This is a genomic window from Streptomyces pseudovenezuelae (genome assembly GCF_029892565.1).
Lineage (GTDB): Bacteria > Actinomycetota > Actinomycetes > Streptomycetales > Streptomycetaceae > Streptomyces > Streptomyces pseudovenezuelae_A.
In genome coordinates this window covers 1-23,521 of record NZ_JARXVH010000029.1, presented here as the reverse complement: position 1 = coordinate 23,521, position 23,521 = coordinate 1, and the positions used below count along the sequence as shown (strand labels likewise).

24 protein-coding genes and 1 pseudogene are annotated in these 23,521 nt (G+C 68.4%); 17 read left to right on the top strand and 8 right to left on the bottom strand.

Going from position 1 to position 23,521, the window contains the following annotated elements:
• The first annotated feature begins 27 nt into the window (after nt 1-27).
• Nucleotides 28-294, top strand: a complete 267-nt coding sequence (locus M2283_RS46950) for a DNA gyrase subunit A (protein WP_280882743.1) — start codon at nt 28-30, stop codon at nt 292-294.
• A 51-nt stretch (nt 295-345) separates the two neighbouring features.
• On the opposite strand, the gene M2283_RS46945 is transcribed toward M2283_RS46950, so the two are convergent.
• Together M2283_RS46945 and M2283_RS46940 are read right to left on the bottom strand one after the other, a co-directional pair.
• Nucleotides 346-828 (bottom strand): hypothetical protein, encoded by a 483-nt coding sequence (locus M2283_RS46945; RefSeq protein ID WP_280882742.1) that lies wholly within the window; start codon nt 826-828, stop codon nt 346-348.
• 809 nt (nt 829-1,637) lie between these two features.
• Nucleotides 1,638-1,979: a hypothetical protein gene (locus tag M2283_RS46940; protein WP_280882741.1), complete on the bottom strand. Its 342-nt coding sequence runs from the start codon at nt 1,977-1,979 to the stop codon at nt 1,638-1,640.
• A 316-nt stretch (nt 1,980-2,295) separates the two neighbouring features.
• Here M2283_RS46940 and M2283_RS46935 point away from each other — a divergent pair, with 316 nt between their 5' ends.
• From M2283_RS46935 to M2283_RS46915, 5 genes are all read left to right on the top strand, one after another.
• On the top strand, nt 2,296-2,430 hold the full coding sequence (locus tag M2283_RS46935; RefSeq protein ID WP_280882740.1) for a hypothetical protein: 135 nt from the start codon (nt 2,296-2,298) through the stop codon (nt 2,428-2,430).
• Between the two features lie 398 nt (nt 2,431-2,828).
• Nucleotides 2,829-3,044, top strand: coding sequence for a hypothetical protein (locus tag M2283_RS46930; protein WP_280882739.1), 216 nt, complete (start codon nt 2,829-2,831; stop codon nt 3,042-3,044).
• Between the two features lie 138 nt (nt 3,045-3,182).
• On the top strand, nt 3,183-4,118 hold the full coding sequence (locus M2283_RS46925; RefSeq protein WP_280882738.1) for an ADP-ribosylglycohydrolase family protein: 936 nt from the start codon (nt 3,183-3,185) through the stop codon (nt 4,116-4,118).
• Nucleotides 4,119-4,128: 10 nt separating this feature from the next.
• Nucleotides 4,129-4,638 carry a hypothetical protein gene (locus tag M2283_RS46920; protein WP_280882737.1) on the top strand — a complete coding sequence of 170 codons (510 nt, stop codon included), beginning with the start codon at nt 4,129-4,131 and terminating at the stop codon, nt 4,636-4,638.
• 51 nt (nt 4,639-4,689) lie between these two features.
• Complete coding sequence (locus tag M2283_RS46915; protein WP_280882736.1) at nt 4,690-5,673, top strand: tyrosine-type recombinase/integrase; 984 nt, start codon at nt 4,690-4,692, stop codon at nt 5,671-5,673.
• 256 nt (nt 5,674-5,929) lie between these two features.
• Here the strand turns inward: M2283_RS46915 and M2283_RS46910 are convergent, their stop codons facing one another.
• Nucleotides 5,930-6,361: a MarR family winged helix-turn-helix transcriptional regulator gene (locus M2283_RS46910; RefSeq protein WP_280882735.1), complete on the bottom strand. Its 432-nt coding sequence runs from the start codon at nt 6,359-6,361 to the stop codon at nt 5,930-5,932.
• A gap of 189 nt (nt 6,362-6,550) precedes the next feature.
• Here M2283_RS46910 and M2283_RS46905 point away from each other — a divergent pair, with 189 nt between their 5' ends.
• The 6 genes from M2283_RS46905 to M2283_RS46880 all read left to right on the top strand — a co-directional run bounded on the left by M2283_RS46905 (nt 6,551) and on the right by M2283_RS46880 (nt 14,705).
• Nucleotides 6,551-7,372: an SDR family NAD(P)-dependent oxidoreductase gene (locus M2283_RS46905; protein ID WP_280882734.1), complete on the top strand. Its 822-nt coding sequence runs from the start codon at nt 6,551-6,553 to the stop codon at nt 7,370-7,372.
• 366 nt (nt 7,373-7,738) lie between these two features.
• The gene (locus M2283_RS46900; RefSeq protein ID WP_348538987.1) at nt 7,739-8,671 is read left to right on the top strand and encodes a 2,4-dienoyl-CoA reductase; all 933 of its coding nucleotides are present in this window, start codon (nt 7,739-7,741) and stop codon (nt 8,669-8,671) included.
• 187 nt (nt 8,672-8,858) lie between these two features.
• Nucleotides 8,859-10,331 (top strand): site-specific integrase, encoded by a 1,473-nt coding sequence (locus tag M2283_RS46895; protein ID WP_280882733.1) that lies wholly within the window; start codon nt 8,859-8,861, stop codon nt 10,329-10,331.
• A complete protein-coding gene (locus tag M2283_RS46890; RefSeq protein ID WP_280882732.1) occupies nt 10,331-12,046 on the top strand; it encodes a hypothetical protein in 1,716 nt (571 codons plus the stop codon). The genes M2283_RS46895 and M2283_RS46890 overlap by 1 nt, the downstream gene beginning before the upstream one ends.
• Complete coding sequence (locus M2283_RS46885; RefSeq protein ID WP_280882731.1) at nt 12,043-14,247, top strand: site-specific integrase; 2,205 nt, start codon at nt 12,043-12,045, stop codon at nt 14,245-14,247. The genes M2283_RS46890 and M2283_RS46885 overlap by 4 nt, the downstream gene beginning before the upstream one ends.
• On the top strand, nt 14,244-14,705 hold the full coding sequence (locus M2283_RS46880; protein WP_280882730.1) for a hypothetical protein: 462 nt from the start codon (nt 14,244-14,246) through the stop codon (nt 14,703-14,705). The genes M2283_RS46885 and M2283_RS46880 overlap by 4 nt, the downstream gene beginning before the upstream one ends.
• Nucleotides 14,706-14,742: 37 nt before the next feature.
• Here the strand turns inward: M2283_RS46880 and M2283_RS46875 are convergent, their stop codons facing one another.
• Nucleotides 14,743-15,261 (bottom strand): NUDIX hydrolase, encoded by a 519-nt coding sequence (locus M2283_RS46875; protein WP_280882729.1) that lies wholly within the window; start codon nt 15,259-15,261, stop codon nt 14,743-14,745.
• Between the two features lie 186 nt (nt 15,262-15,447).
• Between M2283_RS46875 and M2283_RS46870 the strand changes: the two are divergent.
• The 3 genes and pseudogenes from M2283_RS46870 to M2283_RS46860 form a co-directional block, all read left to right on the top strand.
• Nucleotides 15,448-15,630 (top strand): annotated as a pseudogene (locus tag M2283_RS46870) (tyrosine-type recombinase/integrase); the annotation flags it as partial.
• Nucleotides 15,627-15,962 (top strand): helix-turn-helix domain-containing protein, encoded by a 336-nt coding sequence (locus M2283_RS46865; RefSeq protein ID WP_280882728.1) that lies wholly within the window; start codon nt 15,627-15,629, stop codon nt 15,960-15,962. The pseudogene M2283_RS46870 and the gene M2283_RS46865, both read left to right, overlap by 4 nt.
• A gap of 920 nt (nt 15,963-16,882) precedes the next feature.
• Nucleotides 16,883-17,710, top strand: coding sequence for a hypothetical protein (locus tag M2283_RS46860; protein WP_280882727.1), 828 nt, complete (start codon nt 16,883-16,885; stop codon nt 17,708-17,710).
• A gap of 37 nt (nt 17,711-17,747) precedes the next feature.
• Here M2283_RS46860 and M2283_RS46855 read toward each other — a convergent pair whose 3' ends face one another.
• A complete protein-coding gene (locus tag M2283_RS46855; RefSeq protein WP_280882726.1) occupies nt 17,748-18,683 on the bottom strand; it encodes a LysR family transcriptional regulator in 936 nt (311 codons plus the stop codon).
• A gap of 140 nt (nt 18,684-18,823) precedes the next feature.
• Here M2283_RS46855 and M2283_RS46850 point away from each other — a divergent pair, with 140 nt between their 5' ends.
• Nucleotides 18,824-20,068 carry an MFS transporter gene (locus M2283_RS46850; RefSeq protein ID WP_280882725.1) on the top strand — a complete coding sequence of 415 codons (1,245 nt, stop codon included), beginning with the start codon at nt 18,824-18,826 and terminating at the stop codon, nt 20,066-20,068.
• A gap of 97 nt (nt 20,069-20,165) precedes the next feature.
• The gene (locus tag M2283_RS46845) at nt 20,166-20,615 is read left to right on the top strand and encodes a hypothetical protein (RefSeq protein WP_280882724.1); all 450 of its coding nucleotides are present in this window, start codon (nt 20,166-20,168) and stop codon (nt 20,613-20,615) included.
• 178 nt (nt 20,616-20,793) lie between these two features.
• Here the strand turns inward: M2283_RS46845 and M2283_RS46840 are convergent, their stop codons facing one another.
• The 3 genes from M2283_RS46840 to M2283_RS46830 are packed head-to-tail and all read right to left on the bottom strand — an operon-like array spanning nt 20,794 to nt 22,977.
• The gene (locus M2283_RS46840) at nt 20,794-21,849 is read right to left on the bottom strand and encodes a hypothetical protein (RefSeq protein ID WP_280882723.1); all 1,056 of its coding nucleotides are present in this window, start codon (nt 21,847-21,849) and stop codon (nt 20,794-20,796) included.
• A gap of 10 nt (nt 21,850-21,859) precedes the next feature.
• Complete coding sequence (locus tag M2283_RS46835; protein ID WP_280882722.1) at nt 21,860-22,753, bottom strand: helix-turn-helix domain-containing protein; 894 nt, start codon at nt 22,751-22,753, stop codon at nt 21,860-21,862.
• The gene (locus M2283_RS46830; RefSeq protein ID WP_280882721.1) at nt 22,750-22,977 is read right to left on the bottom strand and encodes a hypothetical protein; all 228 of its coding nucleotides are present in this window, start codon (nt 22,975-22,977) and stop codon (nt 22,750-22,752) included. The genes M2283_RS46835 and M2283_RS46830 overlap by 4 nt, the downstream gene beginning before the upstream one ends.
• Nucleotides 22,978-23,521: the final 544 nt, after the last annotated feature.

The following is a 23,521-nucleotide window of genomic DNA, read 5'->3' as shown; positions in this document are numbered from 1 at the left end:
TTCATCAGATTTCGAGAAAGGGTCGAGATGAATGATTCCACTCGTTCCCTTCGGCAACGCCTGCATGTTCTCGACGGGTTGCTCCTGGCGATCGAACGCAGACACGAGCTGGTCGATATCGTGTCAGGGTGTGAATCGACTGACATGGCCGTGCACAGGATCACCGCGCGCTTCGGCGTCACCGAGCCCGCCGCGCGAGTGCTCCTGGACATGCAGTTCCGACGGCTTCTGCCGCAAGAGGTGGACAAGTTGAGGCAGGAGGCGGCGCAGCTTCGCGCCACCCTCGATCCGTAGAATGACTGGCCCTGCCGCCACGGCCGACGCCGGAGTGCCTGGACATCCTGTTCAGCAGGTGCGAAGGCCCGGAATGGGTTCGTAGTTGCCGCCGCCGGATACCTTGGTGGCGGGGAACCACCCCCAGCCGTTGTCAGCGTCGGCAACGTCGCCTTGCGTCCAAAGCCACCAGTCGTTGCGGGCCTCACCGACCGGAGGGTTCTCCACCCCCTCCATCTTCACCTGGCAGGCGAACCAGCTCCGACCGGCGTAGAGATAGCCGCTGTACACGTAGACCGGATAACCGGCTCGCACCAGATTGCCGCCCTCGTAGGCATTGCAATAGGTGGTCGCGTACGTGGTGCCCAAGAAGTCCGTCACGGTGGGCCCTGCCCCAGAACAGCCGGCTGCCGGGGCAGCCACCGCCGTGCCGCTCGCACCCAGACCGAGGCCCGCCGTCACAAAGACGACCGCAGCGGCCGCCCGCACGGCCCTTGCCGGGCCCGCACGCTTAATGCTGCCTTTCCTGCCTTCCCGTATGCGCAACAGGCGCATGGGTAACCCTCTTTCCTCGCCGATCTAAGAAACCGGCACCCCGGTAGACGACCGCGGTAACCGTGACGCCGATACGCGTCCTTGTGACCCGCCTCATCCAAACTGCCGCCGACGCCAGGACGTCGCCACACCTTTCCACCGTGGCCAAAAGGACCAGGCCACATGGGAGCAAAGAGGCGACACCCACGCCGCACGCGCCAGGACCCGGGTCTGTACGCTCACCGGTGTAATTGATGATCATGGAAGAGACATCAAGTGACTGACACCGTGACCGAGTTCGTGGCCGCCGATGACCAGGCGGATCCGTCGCCGGAGGCCGCGACGGTCGAGCAGAAACTGATCGACCAGCTCGTCGGGCAGGCCCGCAGCAAGGGGCTGCAGCTGACCAGCAACGGCAGTCGGCCGCGGAATCCGGCCTGCGCAGGAGAAGACGCAACCGATGACGCAAGGGAAGGTGCGCCCCCGACCGCGGGCCCGCCTCGCTCCCCGGTCCTGGCCGGGCCTGTGCCACGCGGCGGCGTTCCGCACGCTGGGATCACTCGTGTCCGGCGACCGGAAGAAGCCGAGTCAAAGCCTGACGGCAGTTCGCCGCAGTCCGGGCAGCTGCCTCCTGCGCTCCCATGGCTGCCTGCGGGGGAAGCTGCGCAGAAGCGTAGAACGTCAAGTCGTTCATCAGAGGAGTCTCCGAGCGGGGTCCGCGACCGCCGAACTCGGCATGCGCGCTGGTGATCACCGTGGCCTGACGCTCAGGGGAAAGGGCCCGTCAACGAATCGACGGGCCCACAGGTTCGAGTGAGGCGGGTGTTGGGTCAGCAGGCCCTCACCCACCAGATGGGGGTCCAGTCGATGTATCCGTGCTGTCCCGCGGCGTCGGCTCCATAGGTACTTCCATCGGCGTTCAACCAGTACACGTAGGTTCCAGGTGTCTGATTGTTGAAGAACTCCCCGGGCCCGGAGAGCCCGATGGGTTCGTTCCTTCCGCATGCGGAGAAGTCGAACCGATTGCCGTGGTTGTCCACGCCGCAGACGTGCCCATAAGCGCACGCGATGGTCGCAGGTTTGGCTTCGGACACCTGCGCCGTGCCGAGTGTCGCTCCTACAGCCAGCAGGCTCGCGGCGAGTGCGAGGTTGAGCTTTCTGCTGAGACTCATGACGTCCTTCCACACAGACTTATGACGCTCCGACCTTCAGCGAGCGCCGCCAGTCTCCCCATCCAAATCCGCGCGTCACAAACCTTTCAGCGCACGCTGAAAGGCGAGGTAAGCCCGGAACGACGCACGCAGCCGGGTCTGGAACCCTCACCATCGAACCCTTCACCGCGCACTGATGTCGCGGGCGGCTCTCGATGTCCTCGGGGTCCGTGGGAGGCGACCTGACATTAGCGCTCAGGTACCGGTGGACCGCACGGCGCGAGCCGGGCGGAACGCCGACCTGGCGCCGCGATCCTGGTGGCCCCAGCACGCGAATGTGGAACTGCGGGTGGTCGCGGAGGCCGTGACGGCGACCGCGCCCGGCCAGCCGATACCGGCCGCCCTGAAGGACCACCTGGCGGCAGCCGTGCAGATGCGGCAGACGGGGCGTGAACAGCAGTCACCCGGGTAGCCGGACTGAGCTTGCACGGGGAAGGACTGCCACACCTGGGGAGGTCGAAGCAGTCCTTCCCCATTCGCGCCGTCTCGCCTCAGACAGGCCCGGACCCGCAAGAACGGCCACCGCTCCCAGCCGAACCCCCTCCCTGATCCCAACGGAGGGAAACAGGGAAACCTGGGGTGAGATGGGACTGGCGGCTGGCTAGGCTGCTGGTCAGCCGGTTGCCGCGCCCCCGCGGCCGGTTAGGCCGCCCGCTGTCCCTGCCCCTGATCTCGGGTGGCCGTCTGGGCAGTTGGGCTTGCGCTGTGTTCCGCAACGGCCATGCCACCCGGCTGTCTGCCGACCGTGCAGGAGTCGGCCGGCAGGCGGCCGGCCTCCGGCGGCCGCAGGCTGATCATGTGGAATGGCCCGTGGACGTCGCCCTCGCGCGACCCGTGACCCAGCTGCCGACCGGACCCCATGCCTATGAGATCAAGGTCGACGGCCACCGAACCGTGCTGTGGCGCACCGAGGACGGGGTTCGGCTGCAGTCGCGGACCGGCCGGGACGTCACCGCGCTGTGGATGGACCTCGCGCTGGCCGCCATGCGCCTGCCGCCCGGCACGGTCCTGGACGGCGTTATGTGACCTGTGCGGGTGTCTCAGACCCAGGGTGTCTCAGGCGGCGCACCTCCGTGGACGAGACGCGTTCGCCGCCGATGATTCGGCGAGCCGAGGAAGGAAGAGGGCCGCGCGGCCTCGGTTCGACGCAGATAACCTGCGCGAATGAAGCGGATTCAGCGGGCCGCTGGCGCGGTCGTCGGCTCAGCCGTGGGTGACGCCTTGGGCGCCCCCTTCGAATTCGGTCCCCAGGGAGCGTTCTCCGCGCGGTTTCCCGCGCCTGGTGCCGGTGGCGAGATGTGCGGAGGCGGCGGCTGGGACCCCGGCGAGGCCACGGACGACACGCAGATGGCCGTCCTGGTCGCGGAGTCGCTGCTGGAGCGGGGCGGACTGGATCTGCCGGACATCTTCGCCCGCTTCCAGCGGTGGGCAGCATCAGAACCGAAGGACATCGGCCTGCAGACCGAAGACGTCCTGACCAACGGCATGCCCTGGGACCTCGCCGCCGCGATCCATTTCCAGGTCAACCGGCGAGCAGCGGGAAACGGCTCCTTGATGCGGGCATCGACCTCCGCGGTCCACTTCGCGGCTGCCGGCCAAGAAGCCACCGTGGACGCGGCCCGCCGTATCGCTGCCCTCACCCACGGGGACCGCGCGGCCTGGGAAGGCACCGCGATCTTCCACGAACTCATCCGCGTCACGTTTGAGGACACCGACCCCCTCACCGCGCTCCCGGACGTCCTGGCTCTTGTCCACCCCGACCACCGCGACCGCTACGCCACAGTCCTCGCACCCGACTGGCACCCCGATCAGGCCACCGAGTTCAACGGCGCCGTCTGGCCCTGCCTGGGCTCCGCCGTCTGGGCCCTGCGCACCACCACCAGCTTCGAAGACGCGATACGCGCGGCGATCGACCTGGGCGGTGACACGGACACCGTCGCCGCGGTGACCGGAGGCTTCGCGGGGGCGTACTACGGGCTGGATGCAATTCCCGCCCACTGGACCCAGCCGCTCCACGTCCCCCTCCCAGGATTCGACGGACGGCTGCTGCGCTTGGGAGATCTGCTCCACCTTGCACGCCGCCTCGGAGAGGGCTGTTGATGAGACAGGTGTGGTAGCCCGCATAAACGGCGAAGCCGTCATCTACGTCACCGACGACCAGGGCAAGGCGCGCATCAGCTTCGAAGCCGCGCAGTGCCGCGCGCTCTCCCGCCCTCGCCGCGCCCGCGAACTCGCCGACCGGCACCCCGCGACCTATGTGGGTTTCGATGTCCTGGCCTATCCCGCCGGAGGGCTACCTGATCTGCGTCCGCGCCCGTACTCGGAGCGCCGCCAGGTCTTGCTGGACGTGCTCGCCGGTATCGGACCGCCGATCCAGCCGGTCTGGTCGACCACCGACCGCAGCGAGGCCCTGCTCTGGTACGAGGCATTGAGGGGCACGGGTGTCGAGGGAATCGTGGCGAAGCCGCTGCGGTCCTCGTATGCCCCGGGCCGGATCTGGTCGAAGATCCGAAACAGGATGAATTGCATCGAGCGCAACACGCTACAGCTGGCCGTGCGCCGTTTCGTGCTGGTCAGCGTCTCGGCAGTGAGGTTGCTGCAACGTCACTCGAAGCGGTGACCTGCTCGCAAAGACCAGATGCATCGATGTTGCACCAGATACAACGGACGGGTGATCACTGAGGCTCCCGGTGCGGCACCGCTCGCACTGGCATCCAACATCGTCCACCTCGATCCCGAACCGGCGATGTTCTCGGCGATGCGTGAGGGGTGGGCGAGGCAGCAGGCTGCTCGGGTCCTGCAGAAGGACGCGATCGGATCGCGGCTGCGACTGGTCGAGCGGATGGGCGAGTTCACGGGGCTGTATCCGTGGCAGTGGACGCCGGTGGACGGCGGGGCGTTCATTGCGGAACTGCGGAGCGGGCCGAAGCCGATCCAGCTTTCCACGGCTCGTACCTACGAGGTGATGATCGCCTTGTTCGTCGAGTACCTGCTGGATGCACGGTACGGCTGGGTGGAGTTGTGCCTGGAGCGGTTCGGGGAGGCACCTCAGGAGGTCTTCCATGATGGCAACTCGGTACTGCACGCGGTGGAGTATGAGGGCGATCCGCGCAGGCGCCCGCTGGACTATGACGAGGTGCAGGCGCTGTTCGACGCGGCGGACTCGCGGGTGAAGAGGATCCGTGGCCAGGGCAGGAAGGGGGCGCTCACCGCGCTGCGGGACGCTGCCGTGCTCAAGACCATCTATGCGTATGGCACTCGCCGGACGGAATCGACACGGGTCGATCTGGTCGATCTGCGACGCATCCGCTCGGCGCCGGACTTCGACCGCTTCGGGAGCATGGCGGTCCGGTACGGAAAGTCGGCCAAGGGGGCTCCGCCCAAGCGTCGGTCGGTGCTGCTGGTGCCGGAGATGGACTGGGTGATCGACGTCCTGGGCGAGTGGATCGAGGAGATCCGGCCCGCTTTTTCACCGGGCCGGCATCCGGCGCTGTGGGTGACTGAGCGGGTGGGGCGCCTTTCGCCTCGTTCGATCAATGAGGCGTTCGTTGTGGCGCGGACCGACGGCGGTCTGGACGAGGACCTGGACCTGCACCGCCTGCGCCACATTGTCTCCGCTTGGTTTCCGTGTAGCGATGAGCTTCAACTCGGCTGATGGCCTGGGCGTTTGGGCGTTGCGCTGAGGCGTGTGGTGTGTCCACTCCCGGCGCTCATGATCCTCAGCTTCTTCTCGTCCCGGGGCTGGGAGTCCTGGGACGTTGAGCAGCGGCCATTGATCCCCGAGGGGGATGCCCGTACTCGTCGACGACGGCCTGCGCTTCGAGGACGGCCCGGCCGCGCCGCGTCCGAATGGGGCCGGCACATGAGCACATCACGAACGCTGGATGCTACGTCTTGACGTTTGCCGAATCTCACGCCGGACCTGCGGTCGGTTCGAGCACCTTCCCCAAGAGGCTCACCAGGTTGAGCAGGTCGTCGGTGTCCAGTCGGGCGAAGGGGCTCAGGGCCAGTGTTGCCTCGATCACCGCGGATCGTACCTGTCGGCCGTCCGCCGTCAGCGTTACCACGCGTGAACGGCGGTCGGCGGGGTCGGCGGAACGTTCGACGAGTCCCCGATCGGTGAGCTGATTCATGACGAAGCTGAGGTTGGGTGCGTTGCAGTACAGTCGGCCGGCCAGTTCCTTCATCGAGGGCGGCGCCTCGGCCGGGTCGATCGCCCAGAGTGCCTGAGCGGTTGCGTGCGTCAGACCGTGTTCAGCCAGGACGGTCTCGATCCGGTCGCTGGTCTGCATGAAGATCTCGTGGTTTGTCACCACCGCTGCCTCAAGGGTGCTTCGCGTCATGGCCTCATCATAGCTTTTCACTTCGAGTCTCGAAGTGTTATGTTTATTCGAGACTCGAAGTACTTGTCCTCGCTCCCGCTGTGGACACGAGGCCGTCGCCGGAGCGAGACGCTCCCCCCGTCCCGTCTTTTCCGAGGCCCGTCCGCTCTGACGCGGACCGGCGCCCAGCCGAACAGGAAGCACTCACGCATGCACGACTACACGAACACCACCGCCGTGGTCACCGGCGCTTCGAAGGGGCTGGGCGAGGCTTACGCACGGGAACTCGCCTCCCGAGGCGCACACCTCATCCTTGTCGCCCGCTCGGCCGACGCACTCCACACCCTTGCCGGGCAGATCCGGAAGGCGCATTCCGTCCGAGTCGATGTGATCGCCGCGGACCTGGCGGACCGGCGGTCCCCGCAGACGGTGGTCGACGCCATCGGGGAACTCGGCCTGGACGTGGACCTCCTGATCAACAATGCCGGGATGGGGTCGGTGGGGCCCTTCCTCGGCCGTCCCCTCGAACCCAACCTTCAGTCCGTCGACGTGAACGTCACCGCGCTGATCGGCCTGGTCCACCTCCTGGGCACCGGCATGGTCGAACGCGGTCGCGGCGGCATCGTCAACGTCGCCTCCACCGCCGCCTTCCAGCCCATGCCGTACCAGGCCAGCTACGCCGCCACCAAAGCATTCGTGCTTTCGTTCACCGAGGCACTCGCCGAGGAGGTCCGCAATACCGGCGTACGCGTGATGGCGGCCCACCCGGGAGCCACCGACACCGGATTCTTCGACCGTACGACCGTGTCCATGGACCCGAAGACCACGGACACCCCCGCCAGCGTCGCTGCCAGAACACTCGACGACTTCGCACGCGGCCGGTCCATCTCCTTCCCCGGACGCGCCTCCAACCGCGCCGGAACCTGGGCGTCGCGCCTGCTTCCCCGGACCACGGTCGCCCGCATCATCGGCAACCTCAACCGCAAGGCCGGATTCGACGACGCCAGCGACCTCGACCCCGCCACCTCGTGACGCCAGAACCTGCGGCGCGAAACCAACAACGGCACCAAGGCCGCTCAGAGCCGATGACATGGGAGAAGAGATGACCACGCTGAACGATCCGCTGCACCTGAGCAACGGAGCTCAGCTGCCCAACAGGATCGCGAAGGCCGCGATGGAAAAGTTGCCCGCAGCGCCGGGGCAGCTGCCAGGTGACGAACTCCTCACGCTCTACCGCCGTTGGGCTGCGGGCGGTGCCGGACTTCTGATCACCGGAAACGTCATGATCGACCGCAGAGCAGTCGCCCAGCCCGGCGATGTCGTCCTGGAACAGGACACGCCGCTGGAGCCGTTCCAGCGCTGGGCGGCGGCCGGTAATAGGCAGGCGGACAGATCTGGATGCAAATCAACCACCCCGGGCGCGTCATCCCCAAAGACCTTGCCGACACCACCTGGGCCCCCGCCGCGGTGCCGATCGACATCGGCGGCTTCTCCAGCATGTACCCGACACCCCAGCCGATGACCGCCCAGGAGATCGACGAGACGGTGGAACGCTTCGCCGTGACCGCGCAGCGGGCCCAACAGGCCGGCTTCGACGGAGTCGAGATCCACGCCGCCCACGGCTACCTCCTCTCGCAGTTCCTCTCTCCCCTGGTAAACCGGCGCGACGACCGCTGGGGCGGCAGCCTGCACAACCGCGCCCGCCTGCTGCTCGATGTCGTGGGCGCGGTCCGCGAGCGCGTCGGCACGGGCTTCGCAGTGGGAGTGAAACTGAACCCGGCGGACTTCCAGTGCGGCGGATTCGACACCGACGACGCACGTGACGTGATCAAGATGCTCGCCGATGTGGGGACTGACCTGGTCGAGCTGTCCGGCGGCAGCATCGAGAGCATGGCCACGGCGGGTTCCCCCGCGGACGGCCGCACCCTTGCCCGCGAGGCGTACTTCCTTGAACTCGCCGAGCAGCTCGTCGCCACCTCGCCGCTGCCACTGCTGCTGACTGGAGGGATCCGGCGACGCGCAGTCGCCCAACAAGTGATTGACTCCGGAGTCGCCATGGCAGGCATAGCCACGGCCCTGGCAATCGACCCCACTCTGCCAGGGCAGTGGCTGGCCGGTAGTGATGTGCAGGTCCGCCCGCCCCGCACCCGTTTCCGGAACAAAATGGTGGCATCCGCAGCCGTCCAGGCTGTCACGTCGCGGCAGCTCGCCCGCCTCGGTGCAGGCAAGCCGTCGAAGACGCCCTACTCTCCGGCCGTCGCCCTCCTCCTCGAACGGCTCGTCCGCGCCCGGCGCCGGCGCAATTATCTGAAATGGCATACGGCCGCCTGAGGCCGGACCGGATAGAGCCGGCCCCCGCGTACAAATCAGTCGGGCCGAGTGCCTCTCCTCACCGAACACACCGTCCGGCACCATTGTCTCCGCTTAGTTTCCGTGTGGCGATTGACATCAACCGGGGTGATGGCCTGGGTGTTTGGGCTTTGCGCTGAAGCGTGTGGTGTTTCTACTGTCGCCACTCATGATCCTGAACTTCTTCTCGTCCCGGGGCTGGCAGTCCTGGGACATCGAGCATCGGCCGCTGATCCCCGAGGGGATGCCCGTGCTCATCGACAACGATCTGCGCTTCGAGGACGGCCCGGCCGCGCCACGTCCGACGGCGGTAGTGAACCGCTGGTTGCGTGAACTCCCGTCCAGCGGGGCGCCGGCGCCGAGCTCGTGGGAGAACTACGCGCGGGTGGTCAAGGAGTGGATGGAGTTCCTGGCCAAGCACGGGGTGGCTCTGTTCGACTCGCGCGTACGGCTGAAGGCCGCGTTGAGCCGGTACGCCGAGCATCGGGCGGCGGGTCCGTTGAAGGCCCGGTTCGCGGCGACGACGTGGGGCCAGCACATGAGCATCTTGTCGCTGTTCTACCGGTGGGCGATACATGAGGAGTACGCGACGGCCGAGCCGTTCACCTACCGCGCCGCGCGGGCCCTGTTTGCCGGGACCGGGCGGGAGATGAAGGTGAATCTGGCGGTCCGCCGCACCCCGAAGCCGCACGTGACGATCAAGTACTTGGAGCCGGACTTCACCGAGCTGTTCCGCAAGGGCCTGCGTGGGCTGGCCCCGGACGGCTCGCAGGACACCGGATTCCATGGGCGGGAGCTGACCCGCAACGGGGCGGTCGGGGATCACGCGCTGGCCACCGGGATGCGGCTGCAGGAGTTCACCTATCTGCTTCCCTGGGAGGTTCCTGCCCTGCCGCCGGAGCCGACCACCGTTCCCATCCCGTTCCCGGTGCCGGCCGGGATCACCAAGGGCAAGAAGTTCCGCACCACGTGGACCTCTTACGAGGCCCTGGCCGGGCTGCACGATTATGTCGAGTTGGACCGGGCCGCCACGACGGACGGCTCGCTCTGGCGGCCGCCACGGCGGTGGGGTGAACCGCTGATGGTGACCGAGCCGGACGCCCGGGGCGGGCTGATCAACGGGATCCGGCGGCCCTGGGCATCGCTGACTCCGGCCGAGCGGCGTCGTCTGGTGGCCCCGGAGGGCGGTTCGTGCCTGCTGGCGGTGAAGAACGGCGGCGGCCCGTTCACCGCCTGGGCCACGATTTTCGAGCGGACCTCCGACCGGATCCGGGTCCGCTTCGAACCGCGGTTCCCGCGCGTCTGGCCCCACCGATGCCGCCACACCTTCTCCATGAGGACCTTGGAATACCTGGTCACAGGGCATTACCGGCAGGCCGCGAAGCTCGTGCGGGACACCGATGCCGACGCCGCTCTGGTCTTCTACCTGAGCAAGGCCGACCCGCTGCTGGTGCTTCGTGATCTTCTAGGACATTCCACCGTCCTGACCACGGAAAAATACCTCCGCCGCTTGGATACGACCCGCATCTTCCGGGAGGCATACGAGGGGGCCGGCGCCGAGGCCGGGCTGACCGACGACGCGGGCTCCGATCGGGAAGCCGCCGCCGAGTTCGACGACGACGTCGAGGACGGGGCTCTCTGATGCCGACCATGCTGATCGACCAACCCCTGCGCATCACCTGCGTGTTCAGCGATGGAAGCCGTGCGGCGTTCTCGCTGGACGGCTTGCCGAACCCGTTGCTGGCCCGGCAGTTGGCAACCGGCCTGGTGGATCTGATCCACCCGCACGGCACCGCGGATTCCGCGGGCACGGTCAACCATTACGCCCAGGCGATCCGGGGCATGGCGCGGACACTGGCCGAGCAGGGCTTCGCCGGCGGCCTTGACCAGCTCAGACGGAGCAGGCTGGCCGAGTATTTGATGGGATGCTCGGGCGGCCGGGAGGCGTGCACCCGCGCGATGGTCGAGGCGTTCGGTCAGGCCGGCGGCTCGCTGGCGGACGGCGTGCTTGAGCTCGCGGCCGGACGGAACTTCAACGTTCAGCCGAACCACCACGCCCTGCCTCCCTACTCGGAGACCGAGTGGCAGCGGCTGGGCGACCTCTGCCGACGGCTCGTCGAGGAGTCGTACGCGGCCCACCGGCAGGCCCTGACCGCTGTCGCTCACGGACAGCATCCCGCCGAGGGCGGATGGACTCCCCAGAATCTTCGCTGGCTGCTGGCCACCATCGGGCCGGTGAGCATCTCCGAGTTCGGCCGCAACGCCGGTATCTCGGCCGCCTTGGTCCACCGCCGCGGCGGCTTCCACGACGCGACAAAGGCTCTGTTCCCGCACCTGGAAGTACTCATCGCCTACCGGCTGTTGTTCGGCATCTACTCCGGGATCGTGCCGGACGGCATCGAGGACCTGGTCACGCAGGACGTCGACTGGGCCGGGGACTCCACGATCCTGCTCTCCTACGTCAAGGGCCGCACCGCGGCCGAGAGCTTGAATCTGCCGCGCAGGGCCGTGCGCCTGCTGGAGCAGTGGCTGGCCCACTCCACGCTGCTGCGGAGCTTCGTTCCGCCGGACGAGGGCCGCAAACTGTGGTTGGGGCTGAGCCGGGCCGGCGGTGACCGTCGGGTGAGGAAGTTCGACCGCGTCGCCATTCAGCGGTGGGTCGTGCGCCACCAGCTGGTCGGGGACGATGGGCAGCCCTTGAAGATCCACCGGTCCCGGATCCGCACCACGCACGAGGCGATGCGGGACAAGAGCGCATGGACCGGCAGCGGCCGGGCCACCATCGATCCGAACCACACCCCCGCCGTCGAGGGCGACCACTATCTGACGGCCGCGACAGCCGCTCAGCAACGTGCGGTCGAGGCCGTGATCGAAGACGCCCAGCATGACCTGCTGCGCCGGTCGCATCCGCCGACGGTGATCACCGAGGACGAGGCCGCCGCCCTGGCCGAGGGCTATCCGCAGCTGGTGGCGGACCTTGCCCTCGACGACGAGGTGATCGCCGAACTCGTGGGCGGACAGCGGGATGTGTTCACCGCTGCCTGCGGTGATCAGCTGTCCGGACTGCATGGCCCGAAGGGCAAGCCCTGTCCAGCCCGCCCCTGGGTCTGCCTGTTGTGTCCCCTGGCGGTGTTCGCGCCACGGCATGCGGTCAGCCTGCTGCAGCTGAAGGCGTTCTTCTCCCGGCAGTGGCAGCAGATGCCTGCCGCCCACTTCATGGCGGTCTTCGGCCCCTATGCCGCCCGCATCCAGCAGGTCCTGGACCGCTTCGATCCGGCCGTGGTCACCGCGGCCACCGCCCACGTCATCGACCGGGACGACGAACTTCCCCTGCGACCCGAGGAGATGACCGCATGACCACCGCTCTTGCTCCCGCCTTCGACGGACGCTCTGCCGTCTTTGCGGGCGCCGATGTCTGCGGTGAAGCCGGGCTGGCCCTTCCGGGCAACGCCGCTCGCCCCGCGTTCGAGGACGACATCTGGGACTTCACCCACGTCATCGGCTTGCCGACCCAGCTGAGCCCCTCGGTAAGGCGCTTCGACTTCACCCTGATCACGGAATCGCCTTGGCGGCTGGTGGCCAAGGAACTGGTCCTGGCGATGCTCGCACCCCGCCACCAGTCGGTCGCCCCGTTGCCCCGGGCCTTCCGCAACCCGCTCCACGTCACCAGTTGTCGCGCCCGTCTCGACGAACTCGTCCGCTTCTTCAACTGGCTGGGAGAGCGGGCGACCATCAGCCTGGAGCAGATCACCACCCGGGACTGCGAGGCATACCTGGCTCACCGCCGCTACGTTCTCGACGAGGACGGGGCTGTCGTCGGTGAACAGAGCCACGGAACCAGGCGTTCGGCTGCCGAGGTCGTCGTCGACCTGGTGAACTACCGCGACCTGTTCACCGCCGACCGCGTCCCCGCCGAGCTGCGGCCCTGGGGCGGCGCCACCGCCTCAGCCGTCGCCGAGATGCCCAGCGGCCGAGACGAGAACAAGACTCAACCGGTCTCGGACGAGATCATGCAGCCGATGCTCGCGGCCGCCCTCTACCTGATGTCCACACTGGGCCCGCACGTCGTCGAGCTGGCACACAAGGTCCGCGAATCCGACCTTCACTCGGCACGGCGAGCCCAAGGAATCCGGCGCGTCGGTCCCAAGAATCGTGTCCCGGTCCGGGAGCTCAGCGAAATCCTCGCCGAGTACACGCGAACGTGCACAGCCCTGCCCATGCTGGACGACCATTACATCTCGAAACGCCTCGAACAGGGCTGGGCCGAGGACGATCGCCTTCTCCCGGTGGCCATGGGCACCCTCGCCCGCCGGGCTGGGCTGAGCCAGTTCTGCCACCCGTGGCTGCCCACCATGCGGCCTGCACTGGAAGACGCCCTCGCGCAGGTCGGCGTCGAGAGACCGTTCGGCCGCGATGCCGGCCCGGTCCCCGCGGCCGACGGAACAACGTCACTGCCCTGGACCCTGCCACTGTCCAGGCTCCAGGCCGTCGCCCTGGTCGGCATCGTCCGCACCGCCGCGATCATCACCGCTGCCGCCATCTCAGGCATGCGCGCGAGTGAGCTGATGGAATTGCGCATCGGCTGCCGACGACCGCCCGACGAGGCCGTCCCGGGCCTGACTCGCTACCGAATCGCAAGCAAGATCGTCAAAGGGCAGCCGCTGGGCGGCACCGACGACGAGTGGGTCGTCATCGCACCGGTCTATCGCGCGATCGAACTCCTCGAGCAACTGCACGACACCCCGGCAGAAGGAGCCCTGCTGATCGGCAGGTTCTCCTTCAACGTCCGCTTCAAGTGGTTCAAGAACTGGGCTAACTCCGAGGCCGGCCAACGACTTGGCCTGGCGCCAATCCCCGGGGGACCAGTCAACTTGCGGATGCTGCGGCGCACTTTGTCGCTGGAAATGGCCTACCGGCCCGGCGGCGTCCTGGCCACCAAGATCCACATGAAACATATCGCCGTGGCCACAAAGGAGGGCTATGCCTCGCGCCCTGGCGGGGCCCAGGCCGAGCTGTTGGCCGAGGTTAACAAGCACGAGAGTGAGCGCAATCTCCAACTGGTACTAGAGGAGTTCCGAAACTACCAGGATGGCGTTCTGCCCGCCGGTCCCGGCGCCCGCAGCCTCACCGAGTTCTTCGCCGGCATCGACGCCCAACTCGATGCCGCCTCGGCCACCGCCCCGAAAACCCAGCGCAACGACCGCGACGTCCTCAACCTCCTGACCAAACGCGCCAACGTCCTGCACCTCGGACCGGCGAACTACTGCTGGTTCACCGACCCTTCCCGGGCGCTCTGCCTCAAACTCGCGGGCACCCCCACCGCGGACCGTCCGCTGATCGGGATGTGTGACTCAGCCCGCTGCCCGCAGGCCACCCACCACCCCGGTCACCGCCCCGTCTGGGCCGAGCACGCCGACAGAACAAAGATCTTCATCGGCCAACTCGGCACCACCCGCAAGACCGAACGCACCCGGCTCCAGGCCGACTACGACCGGGCCCTCCGAGTCGTCGCCGAGATCGACGCCGCCAGCGCCACCACGGACGAGGAGTCCGCATGAGAATCTCTGCAACCCAGCGCACCGAGAACGAGAACCGCATCCGAGCCGCCATGGACCGCCTCCTACGCGGCGAGATCCCGCCCGGCGGAAAATGCGACATCAAAACCCTCGCCAACGAGGCCGCCGTCGACCGCACCGCGTTCTACGGCACCCGCCCCTACGGTCACCTCCGCGTCGAGTTCGAACGACGCCTGCGGGCCCTCCAGGATGCCGGCGAAATCCCCGACCCCCGCGAAGCCCAGATCGCCCGCCTCAAGGCAGAGAACGCCAAGCTCAAAGCCCGGATTGCCCAGTCTGACGAGACGATCGACGAGCTCACCGACTTCCGCTCTCAATCCCTGGCTCGCCTCGCCGCGCAACACGAAGAGATCGTCCGGCTCCGCGAAGCCTCCGCCGGAACCACCCAAGTCAGGCGGCTTCCAGCACCACGAACCACGGTGATCGGGTCCTGCAGCTGAAATGCCCGCCCTGGACCGAGGCCACCCGCATCGCCTATCACCCAGCCAGTTCGCCCGCACCGCTGCCGGATCCGGACTCCAAGTATCGACGCAGAGCTTCCCGCCCTCCCGGAACGAAGCACCATTGATCAATCACGTCGCGCAGTTCGTCCAACGTCAGCCAGTCCTGCCAGCCGATCTCACCCGGGTCCGGGACCAGGTGTTCCGACACGACAGCCTCATGCACCCCAAACCACACGGGGCTGATCCCCTCCCGGCAAAGGAACTTGAACATGAAGCGCACGGGCACACGAACGCCCAGCTCTTCGGACAGTTCCCGGGCCGCGGCTTCCTCATACGACTCGCCCACGTTCACGGCGCCACCGACCATCACGTCGTAGTAGCCAGGGAACCGGGAATGCGTCTCGGACCGCCGCAGCACCAAGATCCGCCCTGCCTGATCACGGCAGATCGTCGTGGCAATGCGATGCGGCCAGTGCTGACGCTCCGCCTCGCCTCGTTCGACGACTCCCAAGACGCGGTCCTGCTCATCCACATGTTCCACCAATTCGCTCACGGAGGCACGATCTCAGTCCCCACTGACAGCGCGGCCCGAGGAACACGAGAGAGAGTGACCTGCATCACAGGAGGTCCTGCGGAATACAACACAGCCGACCATCTGCGTCGCGAAAGCCGCCTCTGCGAGAGAACCTGCTCAATCGCCACACGGAGTCATCCGCACACGGCCTCTGCGGACACAAGCCATGGCTATATCACGCATCTGACGGAGTTCGGCTACCCGGCACGGTTCGTGCAGGAGCAGGTCGGGCACTCCCATGCCTCGACCACGGCCGTGTACATGGGGGTGTCCAACGAGTACCGCAACCAGTTGCTGGAGGCTTCGTTGAAGAGGCGGCTGGGCGACGACTGGGACGTGACCTCGTGATCAAGAAGATGGGCTACGAGTGGCATCTGCGCCAGCTGATGGCGGCGCGGCAGTTGTTCCAGACGTCGGATCTGGTGCCGCTGCTTGCCGAGCGCGGCATCCGTTTGTCGCGGGAACAGGTCTACCGGCTGGTGACCCAGCCGCCGCAGCGGTTGAGCATGGACACGCTGGTCGCGCTGTGCGACATCCTTCAGTGCACGCCGAACGACCTGATCACACCGGTGGTCGTCAACGCGCAGGTGAAGAAGACGGCCGACGGCGATGCTCCCCTTCCTTCACCGGTGCCGCTTGAGCCACGGCGTGCCGTGGTGCGCCGACCGGGCCGGCGGTGAGGCCGCCGACGCCGGACCAACTGCGGCTGCGGGCCGAACTCGCCCGTGTGCGTGCCCGGTTGCTGGTACACCTGTCGTCCGTGGTCGGGCCCGCCTTGACCGAGGAGGCTGCGCAGTCGGCGCTGGAGGAGGCGAAGGCGTGGAAGGGGCCCAACGCGTTCCGGCTCGCCGCGTATCTCGACGCCTGCCCACGTGCGCTGGCCGCGCCCTCGCCCAACTGCCCACGTGCGCTGGTCCGGCTTGCCTGCCTCCTGGTGGAGGCGGGGCACGGGGACATGGTGGCCAAAGTGGCGTGTACCGACTGCCGCCGCACGACCCCCTTTGCCGTCCCAGGACACGCCGCAGGGGAGGATGTGTTCGTCCTGTTACCACCGGCGCCTCCGGCGGGCCTGTGCCCGGTGCGGCCTGGTCCGGGCCGTCTACGCGCGGCGGCCCGAGGGCGCGATCTGCGCACCGTGTCACCGCAGGGAGACAAGCGTGAAGCTGCCGTGTCCCGGGTGTGGCCGCCTGGCCCTGCTTGAACACCGGTCGGCCGACGGCGAGAAGGTCTGCTGGACCTGCGCGCCCACACCGACCCGCCGCTGCACGGGGTGTGGACGGCAGCGCCGCGTCAACGCCATATCCCCGGCGGGATCGGTCTGCGGCAGCTGCTACACCAGTCCACCCCGGGCATGCGGCGTCTGCGGCATCGTCGGCCCGATCTCGGTGAGGGCCGCTGGCGGCCGGCCGGACATCTGCTACCGCTGCTACCAGCAGCCGCGTAAGGAGTGCAGCGTGTGCGGCCGGGTTCGGGCCGGAAACCACATCGACGGCGGCCGGGGCGCCTTCCACTGCGACACGTGCATTCCCCGGCCTCTTCGGGACCGCGGAATCTGCGGGCGGCTACGGCCGGTCAAGATCTTCTGGCCGCTGGGGCCGGTGTGCTCTTCGCCGAGTGGGGCATCGTCAAAGACGCCCGGCACCGGGCCGCCCGCGGCCGCTACAGCCTGAGTGCCTACAAGGGCGACTGCACCGACATCCGCGTCACCATCCGCTTCCTCGCCTGGCTCGACGACCAGGACCTGCACATCTGGGACCTGACGCAAGCGCACCTGGACGATTTGGCGAGCACGCATCCGACCCAGCGCACTCGTCTCATTCCGTTCGTCCGCTGGGTGCACGCCCGTCACATCGTCCGTGACCTGGAGATCCACCACCGGCCGAGGCAGCTCCCCGGCACCTTCCAGGACGAGGCAACCCACCAGGCCGAACTGCGGCGCTGCCTGACCGACACCGGCCTCCCCCTGCCTGTACGCATCATCGGCGCCCTGGTCCGCCTCTACGCCCTGCCCCTGACCCGGATCGTCGAACTCGCCACCGACCAGTTCCACCGGGAAGCCGAGGCCGCCTACCTCACCCTCGACCGCCACCCGGTGCTGCTCCCACCGGCGCTGGCCGCCCTGCTCGATGAACAGATCGCCCAACTCCCCGCCCCACAGCCCCCGCAGGGCCGTCGGCATCTCCTCCTGCCGGGCGCCGTGCCCGGCCACCCCCGCAACCCCGCCGGTCTGGCCGACCAGATGAAGCAACACGGCCTTCCCGTGCGCGCCGCACGCAACACCGCCCTGATGGAGGCCATCACGGACCTGCCGCCCATCGTCGTCGCCGACCTCTTCGGCATCAGCCCTGCAACCGCCCACCGCTGGTCCCAGCTCGCCGGGAACAGCTGGGCGCCATACCTCGCCACCCGGCAGCGATCACGGCCGTAGCGACCGACCGGGGCTGGCCGCGCGGGCAGCGGGCCGTTCAGTGTGGAATCACCCAGTCCGGCGTCCAAGTCCCGGCGGCGTCGTGACCGGCCGCTAAGGCGGCGAGGTGGGCCCGCAGCGTCGCCAGCGCTGGGTGGGGATTGTCGCGGTGCCAGAGGAGTGAGTGCGGGTAGACGGGTGTCGGGTCGGTCACCGGGATGCGGCGCAGCCCGTGGTCGGCAGGCCACACGAGGCGGGTGGGCTCGCCCATGAAGGTGGCCAGGGCCGGGGTGTCGGCGATGGTGTCGAGGAGCGCGTCGGAGCCGAAGTTGGGGCCGGTCGCCTCGATGGTGAGGCCGAACTCGGCGACGAGGTCGTCGTAGTAGGCGGCCCATTCGCTGCCTGGGAGGATGCCGGGCATCCAGATCCGGTGCCCGGTGAGCTGGGCGAGGGTCACCGAGCGTGCGCCCGCAAGTGCGTGGGCGGGGCCGGTCATGAGCTGGAGCGGCTCGTCGAGCACCCGGACGGACTCGATGTCCTCGGGAAGGGGCCGGCCGGGCGCGGCGACGGCGCGGAAGGACGCGTCGATCGCACCGGAGCGAATGGCGGCGACGGCCGTCTCGATGTCGAGCAGCATCATCACGTCGAGGTCGATCTCGGGGTGCGCGTGATGGAAGCCGCGCATCAAGCCCGACTGCGCGCTGCGCGAGGCGATCACGTCGACGCGAAGCGGACGGTGGCCGGGGCACACGGACGCGCCTGCCCGCTCGGCGACGCGCAGCAGCTCGCGGGCGTGGGGCAGGAACGCCTGCCCGTCGATGGTGAGTTCAGCGCCGCGTGGGCCACGGGTGAACAACCGTACGCCGAGGGTGCGTTCCAGCGTGGCGATGCGTTTGGAGACGGCCTGCTGGGTGATCGAAAGGTCGGCGGCGGCTTTCTGGAACTGGCCCGCTTCCGCGACGGCGACGAAGGTACGTACTGCTTCGAGATCCACGCCGACCCACCTTAGTGAACAACTGATTGTTGTGGATTGCTGGCAGGTCAGTTGTTTGACCTGCTGTTGTCCTGCCCGCTTATCTCTCAATGGTCAACGTCAGTTTGTTCGGGTGGGACCTCAAAGGGAGTGCGCTGAGCATGGTGGGCACGCGACGGTTGGGGCGGCAGTTCGGCTGGCTGTGGGCGTCATATGCGGTGAGCGCATATGGGTCCGGGCTGGGGTTCGGGGCTTTGCCGCTGATCGCCGTGCTGGTGCTGCATGCCGGCCCCGCTGAGGTGTCCGCGCTGTCCGCGGTGGGGCCTGCGGTGGGTGCGCTCATCGCGGTGCCCCTCGCGCCGTGGCTGGAGTTCCGGCGCAAGCGTCCAGCCATGATCATGATGGACCTGGCCCGGTTCGCGGCCATGGCGACGATCCCCGTCGCCTACGCCTTCGGATGGCTCAGTTTCGTCCAACTGCTCGTGGTCTCGGCTCTGGTCGCCGCAGCCAAGATCACCTTCAACGCGGCCAGCGGCGCCTACCTCAAGGCCCTCGTGTGGCCGGATGACCTGCTCGTGGCCAACGCCCGGTTCGAGTCCACGAACTGGAGCTCCATCGCAGTGGGGCCACCGCTGGGCGGGGCGGCGATCGGCCTGTTCGGGCCGGTCACGACCGTGGTGGCCGACGCGCTCAGCTACCTGCTCTCCGCGCTGGGCATCACCGCGATCCGCGGCCAAGAGGAAGCGCCGAGGACGACCAACAAGAGGCCCGTTCGGGCGGGCGCATTGCTCGACGGCTGGCGGCACATCATGGGCCACCCCGGTCTGCGGGCGCTCTACCTCAACAACATGCTCGTCGGCGGGCTGATCATGGCCACCGAGCCGCTGCTGGCGGTGCTCCTGCTTCGCCAGCTCGGGTTCCCGCCCTGGCAGTACGGCCTGGCCTTCGCCGCCCCCTGCCTCGGCGGGCTCATCGGCTCGCGGCTGACCCGCCGTGTCGTGGCCCGCTTCGGCCGGCACTGGGTCTTCCGGACCGTCGGGACCCTGCGCGCCATCTGGCTGATCGGCCTGGCCTTCGTCCGTCCCGGCGCCGTCGGCCTCGTGACTGTGATGGCTGTCGAGCTGGCGATCATCATCAACATGAGCCTGTACAGCCCGGTACTCGCCACCTACCGGCTCGAACAGACCCCCAAGCATCTCGTCGCCCGCACCCTGACGGCCTGGTCGATCGGCCAGCAGGCGTCCATCGCCATCCTCACCGCACTCGCCGGGCTGCTCGCCGATGTCACCAGCCCGCGCACCGCTCTCGCGGTTGCGGGACTGCTCATCCTGACCACTCCGCTCCTGCTTCCTCGACATGACCAGACGTCGCAGCACGAGCCGGAACTGTCCAGCAGCCACTCATGAGACACCCCAATTCACCACTGACGCCCGCAGGCTGCAGCTGGTCTGCCGGTGCGCGTCCGCGTCGACCAGGCACACCACCAGCAAGGAGAACACTCGCGTGAGCACTGCCCCGCACGCGAGCCGATCCCACCCACGGCCGCCGCACCCACCAGGTGTGGTGGCCCGCCCGCAGGACGAGCAGCGCCAGCAGCAGACCGGACAACCGCCAGGGGAATACTGCAGCTTCCGAACAACGGAGCTTCGCCAGTGCCATGCGGACACGGTCGATGTCGCCGTGGTCGGCTTCACCGGCACGGCGCGGCATCCCAGGGCGCTCGCGGTACGGCTGCCCGACGGACACGTCACCCTGTCCCAGCGCCTGACCACGGCGCTCGCCACCCGCATCGCCCCCCACCTGCACCCCCGGACCGGGCAGGCCGCCACGACGGCCGGCGACGCCTACACGCCCACCACGGGCGAGGTCACGGTGGAGGTCGTGGCCGCACCACACGGCACGCGGTGGTCACGGTGGTCCGGCTGCGCTGACCAGCCGATACCGCAACGCTGACCACCATGGTGCATCCGAAGTACGCAGGGGCCCTGTCCGCAATTGCACGGACGAGGCCCCTGTTCGAGCGCCGGGCAGGCCTTGCACCTGCATCTCCCCGCAGGAAGCGGGGCGTCTTTCCTTGGACCACCAACGCAGCATCAGTCGACCGGAGTTACGGCCACCAGCTCAAGATCCATTATAGGCCGCGGAAGCTCGGGGAAGCATCACTGGACGGTGCTACGGTCCTGAATCCGGACGGCGGCCGCCTGCGGGTGCCTTTGAGGTGGTAAGCCATGCGGGTTTCGTGTCCGTCCGCGCTGCTGGCGGCAGTGGCTGCCCCCCAGCAGACCGCGACTGCTTCCCTGAAGAACAAGTACACGGACGCGGGCTCCTCGTGGCCGGCGGCGGTGACTTCCACTACGAGCTCTTCCGGTCCTCGCGCTCGCGCTCGCTCGGGAACCCAGGCCGAGATGGTGCCCAGCACGGGCCGGTTGGGCAGCTCCTGCGCTGCCGTGTCGGTGGCGCGGATGTGTTTGCCGCGGCCGGACGCCGCGTAGGCGAGGATCTCCAGTCGTTCGGCGAAGTCCTCTCCCGGGACGGGCAGTTCGAGGTCGGGGTGGCATTCGTAGCCGAGGGCGACGGCCGTGGACACGAACTCGATGACGGCGCGTGCCATCGGCGTGGGCCGGCGCAGAGTGGTGCGGGTGAGCCGGCTGAGGATGCGCAGCACCGTGGGAAGGCTGGTGTCGGCGTTCATCATCCGCAGGGCCGGAGCGTCCTCGCTCTCCTTCTCCGGCTGGTTGCCGTCATCGTCCCCGGGCGCGTGGAGGCCGGCCTGGGCCTGCCACAGGGCCGCGGCGTGGGTGTCGCCCTGGGCGAGGTGCTGCAGGTAGAGGCAGTAGGAGGCGGGCGCGTCGTCGGCGCCGGCGGCGTACTGCCACCAGAAGCGGGCGCCGTCGTCGGCGCCGGCGAGCTGCAGGGCGCAGCCCAGGATCCAGGCGGCCCGTGGCTGCGGCACCTGATCGGTGAGGAAGTCAGCGAGCTGGTCGGGGGTGCAGTGGGTGACGACCGCCTCGCACAGGACGGCGAGACTCTGTGCGGCGCCGTCGTCGGCCACCTCGTGCCCCACGTCCCACAGCAGGACGTCCTCGGTGAGGTGGGCGTAGGCGAGGTCGTCGTAGGGGACGACGTCGGAGGGGACGGGCCGGTGCAGCAGCAGAGACTGGGCGAGGAGGTCGTCGATGGTGCTCATGGCGGGGTGATCACTCCCGGGTGTCGGTGTCGGGGTAGAGACCGTTCAGCGCCCAGCGGGCGTGATGGTCCAGGGTGTGGGTGATGGCCGGGGACAGGCCGACGATGGCGGGCACGGCGCTTTCGCGGATGCCGCACAGGTAGCGCAGGACGGTCACGTCCATCTGGTCCGGGGGCAGGCAGGCGATCATGTCGAAGAACCGCGCCAGCCGGTCGATGCGAGCCAGCCGCTCAGCGAGGCCGGACAGCTTTGCCTGGGCGGCGGTGGAGAACGCGGCTGCCCGCAGGTCGGGGCGGCCGCCGGGCCGCTGTTCGGCGCGGGCGAGGACTCGCTTGCGCAGCAGCTGCCAGGCGTGGCGGGCGATGTCCGGGCTGGTGGTCGCTTCGTCCCAGGTGAGCCAGAGGATGTCGAAGGTCTCCGTGACCACCTGCTGGGCACGTTTGTCGGACTGCAGGAAGGCCGCGGCGTAGGCGGTGTAGTGCCGCCACATGGCCTGCGTGAGCCCGAGATGGGCGACGGGCGGCTCCTCGCCCGTGGCCAGCTGCACGTCTTGCAGCCGGCTGGTGATCCAGTCGGTGTGCTTCTCGGCCTCCACCGCGGCCGCCGTCCATAACCGGCGTACCGGGAGGGCCGGGATGTCCAGCACACGCACCACGGTGTAGGTGATCTGCCAGCCCGGGTAGTAGCCCTTGCCGCGCAGCAGTTCCGACAGCCGTGTCTTGGAGTACCCGGAGCGCAGGGCGAGGTCGTCGAGGGTCAGGCCGCTCGTGGTGAGCCGGCTGCGGAGGGGTTCCAGCCACGTGCGGTGCGCCGCACCGGCCGTCTCGCAGATCGGCTCCGCAGGACGGCCGCGGCGACTTGGAGGGTCCCCGCCGGACTGCTCGGGTACCTGGGGCGGCTTCACCGGGAGGGCTCCTGGCTCCCGGCCGCCGAGGCGGCCGGTGAAGCCGGCGCCGTGGCTTGCCGTGTGTCCGTGCCGCTGTACGCGGCGACGATCTGCTGGATGAGGAGTCCCAGCGAGGGCAGCAGCGCGGCCACCGCCGCGAGCTGCCCCAGCACGGTCATCACCGTGCTCCATGCGAGAACCGCCGCCAGTACGGCCACGGTCATCACCTGCTTGCCTGTCATCGCACCTTCCCTTGACGGATGAAGAAGTCCGGTCGGCCTCCTCCGGGACGGTGCTCAAAACGCGCCCCGGAGGAGTGGACGACAGCATGGTGCGCCGGGCGCACACCACTCAACGTGATTCGGGGGTTACGGAACAAATAGCCCCGCGCCGCCCGCCCGGCACGCCCCGCCTCTACCGCACGACAGCCGCAGACACGGGCAAATCATGGCCGAATGAACGCTTTTAGTGGCGAAACCGTACTTCTCATTGCGGCACCAACGGGATGGCGCACCATGGAAGCGGACGCCTCCCCCGGCGTCGCACCTTCCAGTCCGGAAGGCCGCGCGGCCCCCTTGTGCTCAAGAACCACCGAAGGGGACCGCCCCGCTTCCGTCCAGCCGCCCACGCGTTGGGCGGAAGCGGACCACCTGGTCTGCTCCAGCCGGGCATGGGGGGGGGGGGGGGGGCCCCCCCCCCCCCCCCCCCCCCCCCGGCCCCCCCCCAGTTTTGTTGGATGACGGGGGGGGGCACGGGGTAGGGGTTTTGGGGGTGGCCCCCCGCCAC

What these genes read in the sequence shown, in the direction of transcription:
- M2283_RS46830 (WP_280882721.1), bottom strand. Translation starts at nt 22,977, where the DNA reads ATGACAGGCAAGCAGGTGATGACCGTGGCCGTACTGGCGGCGGTTCTC.
- M2283_RS46925 (WP_280882738.1), top strand. Translation starts at nt 3,183, where the DNA reads ATGAAGCGGATTCAGCGGGCCGCTGGCGCGGTCGTCGGCTCAGCCGTG.
- M2283_RS46940 (WP_280882741.1), bottom strand. Translation starts at nt 1,979, where the DNA reads ATGAGTCTCAGCAGAAAGCTCAACCTCGCACTCGCCGCGAGCCTGCTG.
- M2283_RS46950 (WP_280882743.1), top strand. Translation starts at nt 28, where the DNA reads ATGAATGATTCCACTCGTTCCCTTCGGCAACGCCTGCATGTTCTCGAC.
- M2283_RS46900 (WP_348538987.1), top strand. Translation starts at nt 7,739, where the DNA reads ATGCAAATCAACCACCCCGGGCGCGTCATCCCCAAAGACCTTGCCGAC.
- M2283_RS46905 (WP_280882734.1), top strand. Translation starts at nt 6,551, where the DNA reads ATGCACGACTACACGAACACCACCGCCGTGGTCACCGGCGCTTCGAAG.
- M2283_RS46880 (WP_280882730.1), top strand. Translation starts at nt 14,244, where the DNA reads ATGAGAATCTCTGCAACCCAGCGCACCGAGAACGAGAACCGCATCCGA.
- M2283_RS46890 (WP_280882732.1), top strand. Translation starts at nt 10,331, where the DNA reads ATGCCGACCATGCTGATCGACCAACCCCTGCGCATCACCTGCGTGTTC.
- M2283_RS46945 (WP_280882742.1), bottom strand. Translation starts at nt 828, where the DNA reads ATGCGCCTGTTGCGCATACGGGAAGGCAGGAAAGGCAGCATTAAGCGT.
- M2283_RS46840 (WP_280882723.1), bottom strand. Translation starts at nt 21,849, where the DNA reads ATGAGCACCATCGACGACCTCCTCGCCCAGTCTCTGCTGCTGCACCGG.
- M2283_RS46885 (WP_280882731.1), top strand. Translation starts at nt 12,043, where the DNA reads ATGACCACCGCTCTTGCTCCCGCCTTCGACGGACGCTCTGCCGTCTTT.
- M2283_RS46850 (WP_280882725.1), top strand. Translation starts at nt 18,824, where the DNA reads ATGGTGGGCACGCGACGGTTGGGGCGGCAGTTCGGCTGGCTGTGGGCG.
- M2283_RS46895 (WP_280882733.1), top strand. Translation starts at nt 8,859, where the DNA reads ATGATCCTGAACTTCTTCTCGTCCCGGGGCTGGCAGTCCTGGGACATC.
- M2283_RS46910 (WP_280882735.1), bottom strand. Translation starts at nt 6,361, where the DNA reads ATGACGCGAAGCACCCTTGAGGCAGCGGTGGTGACAAACCACGAGATC.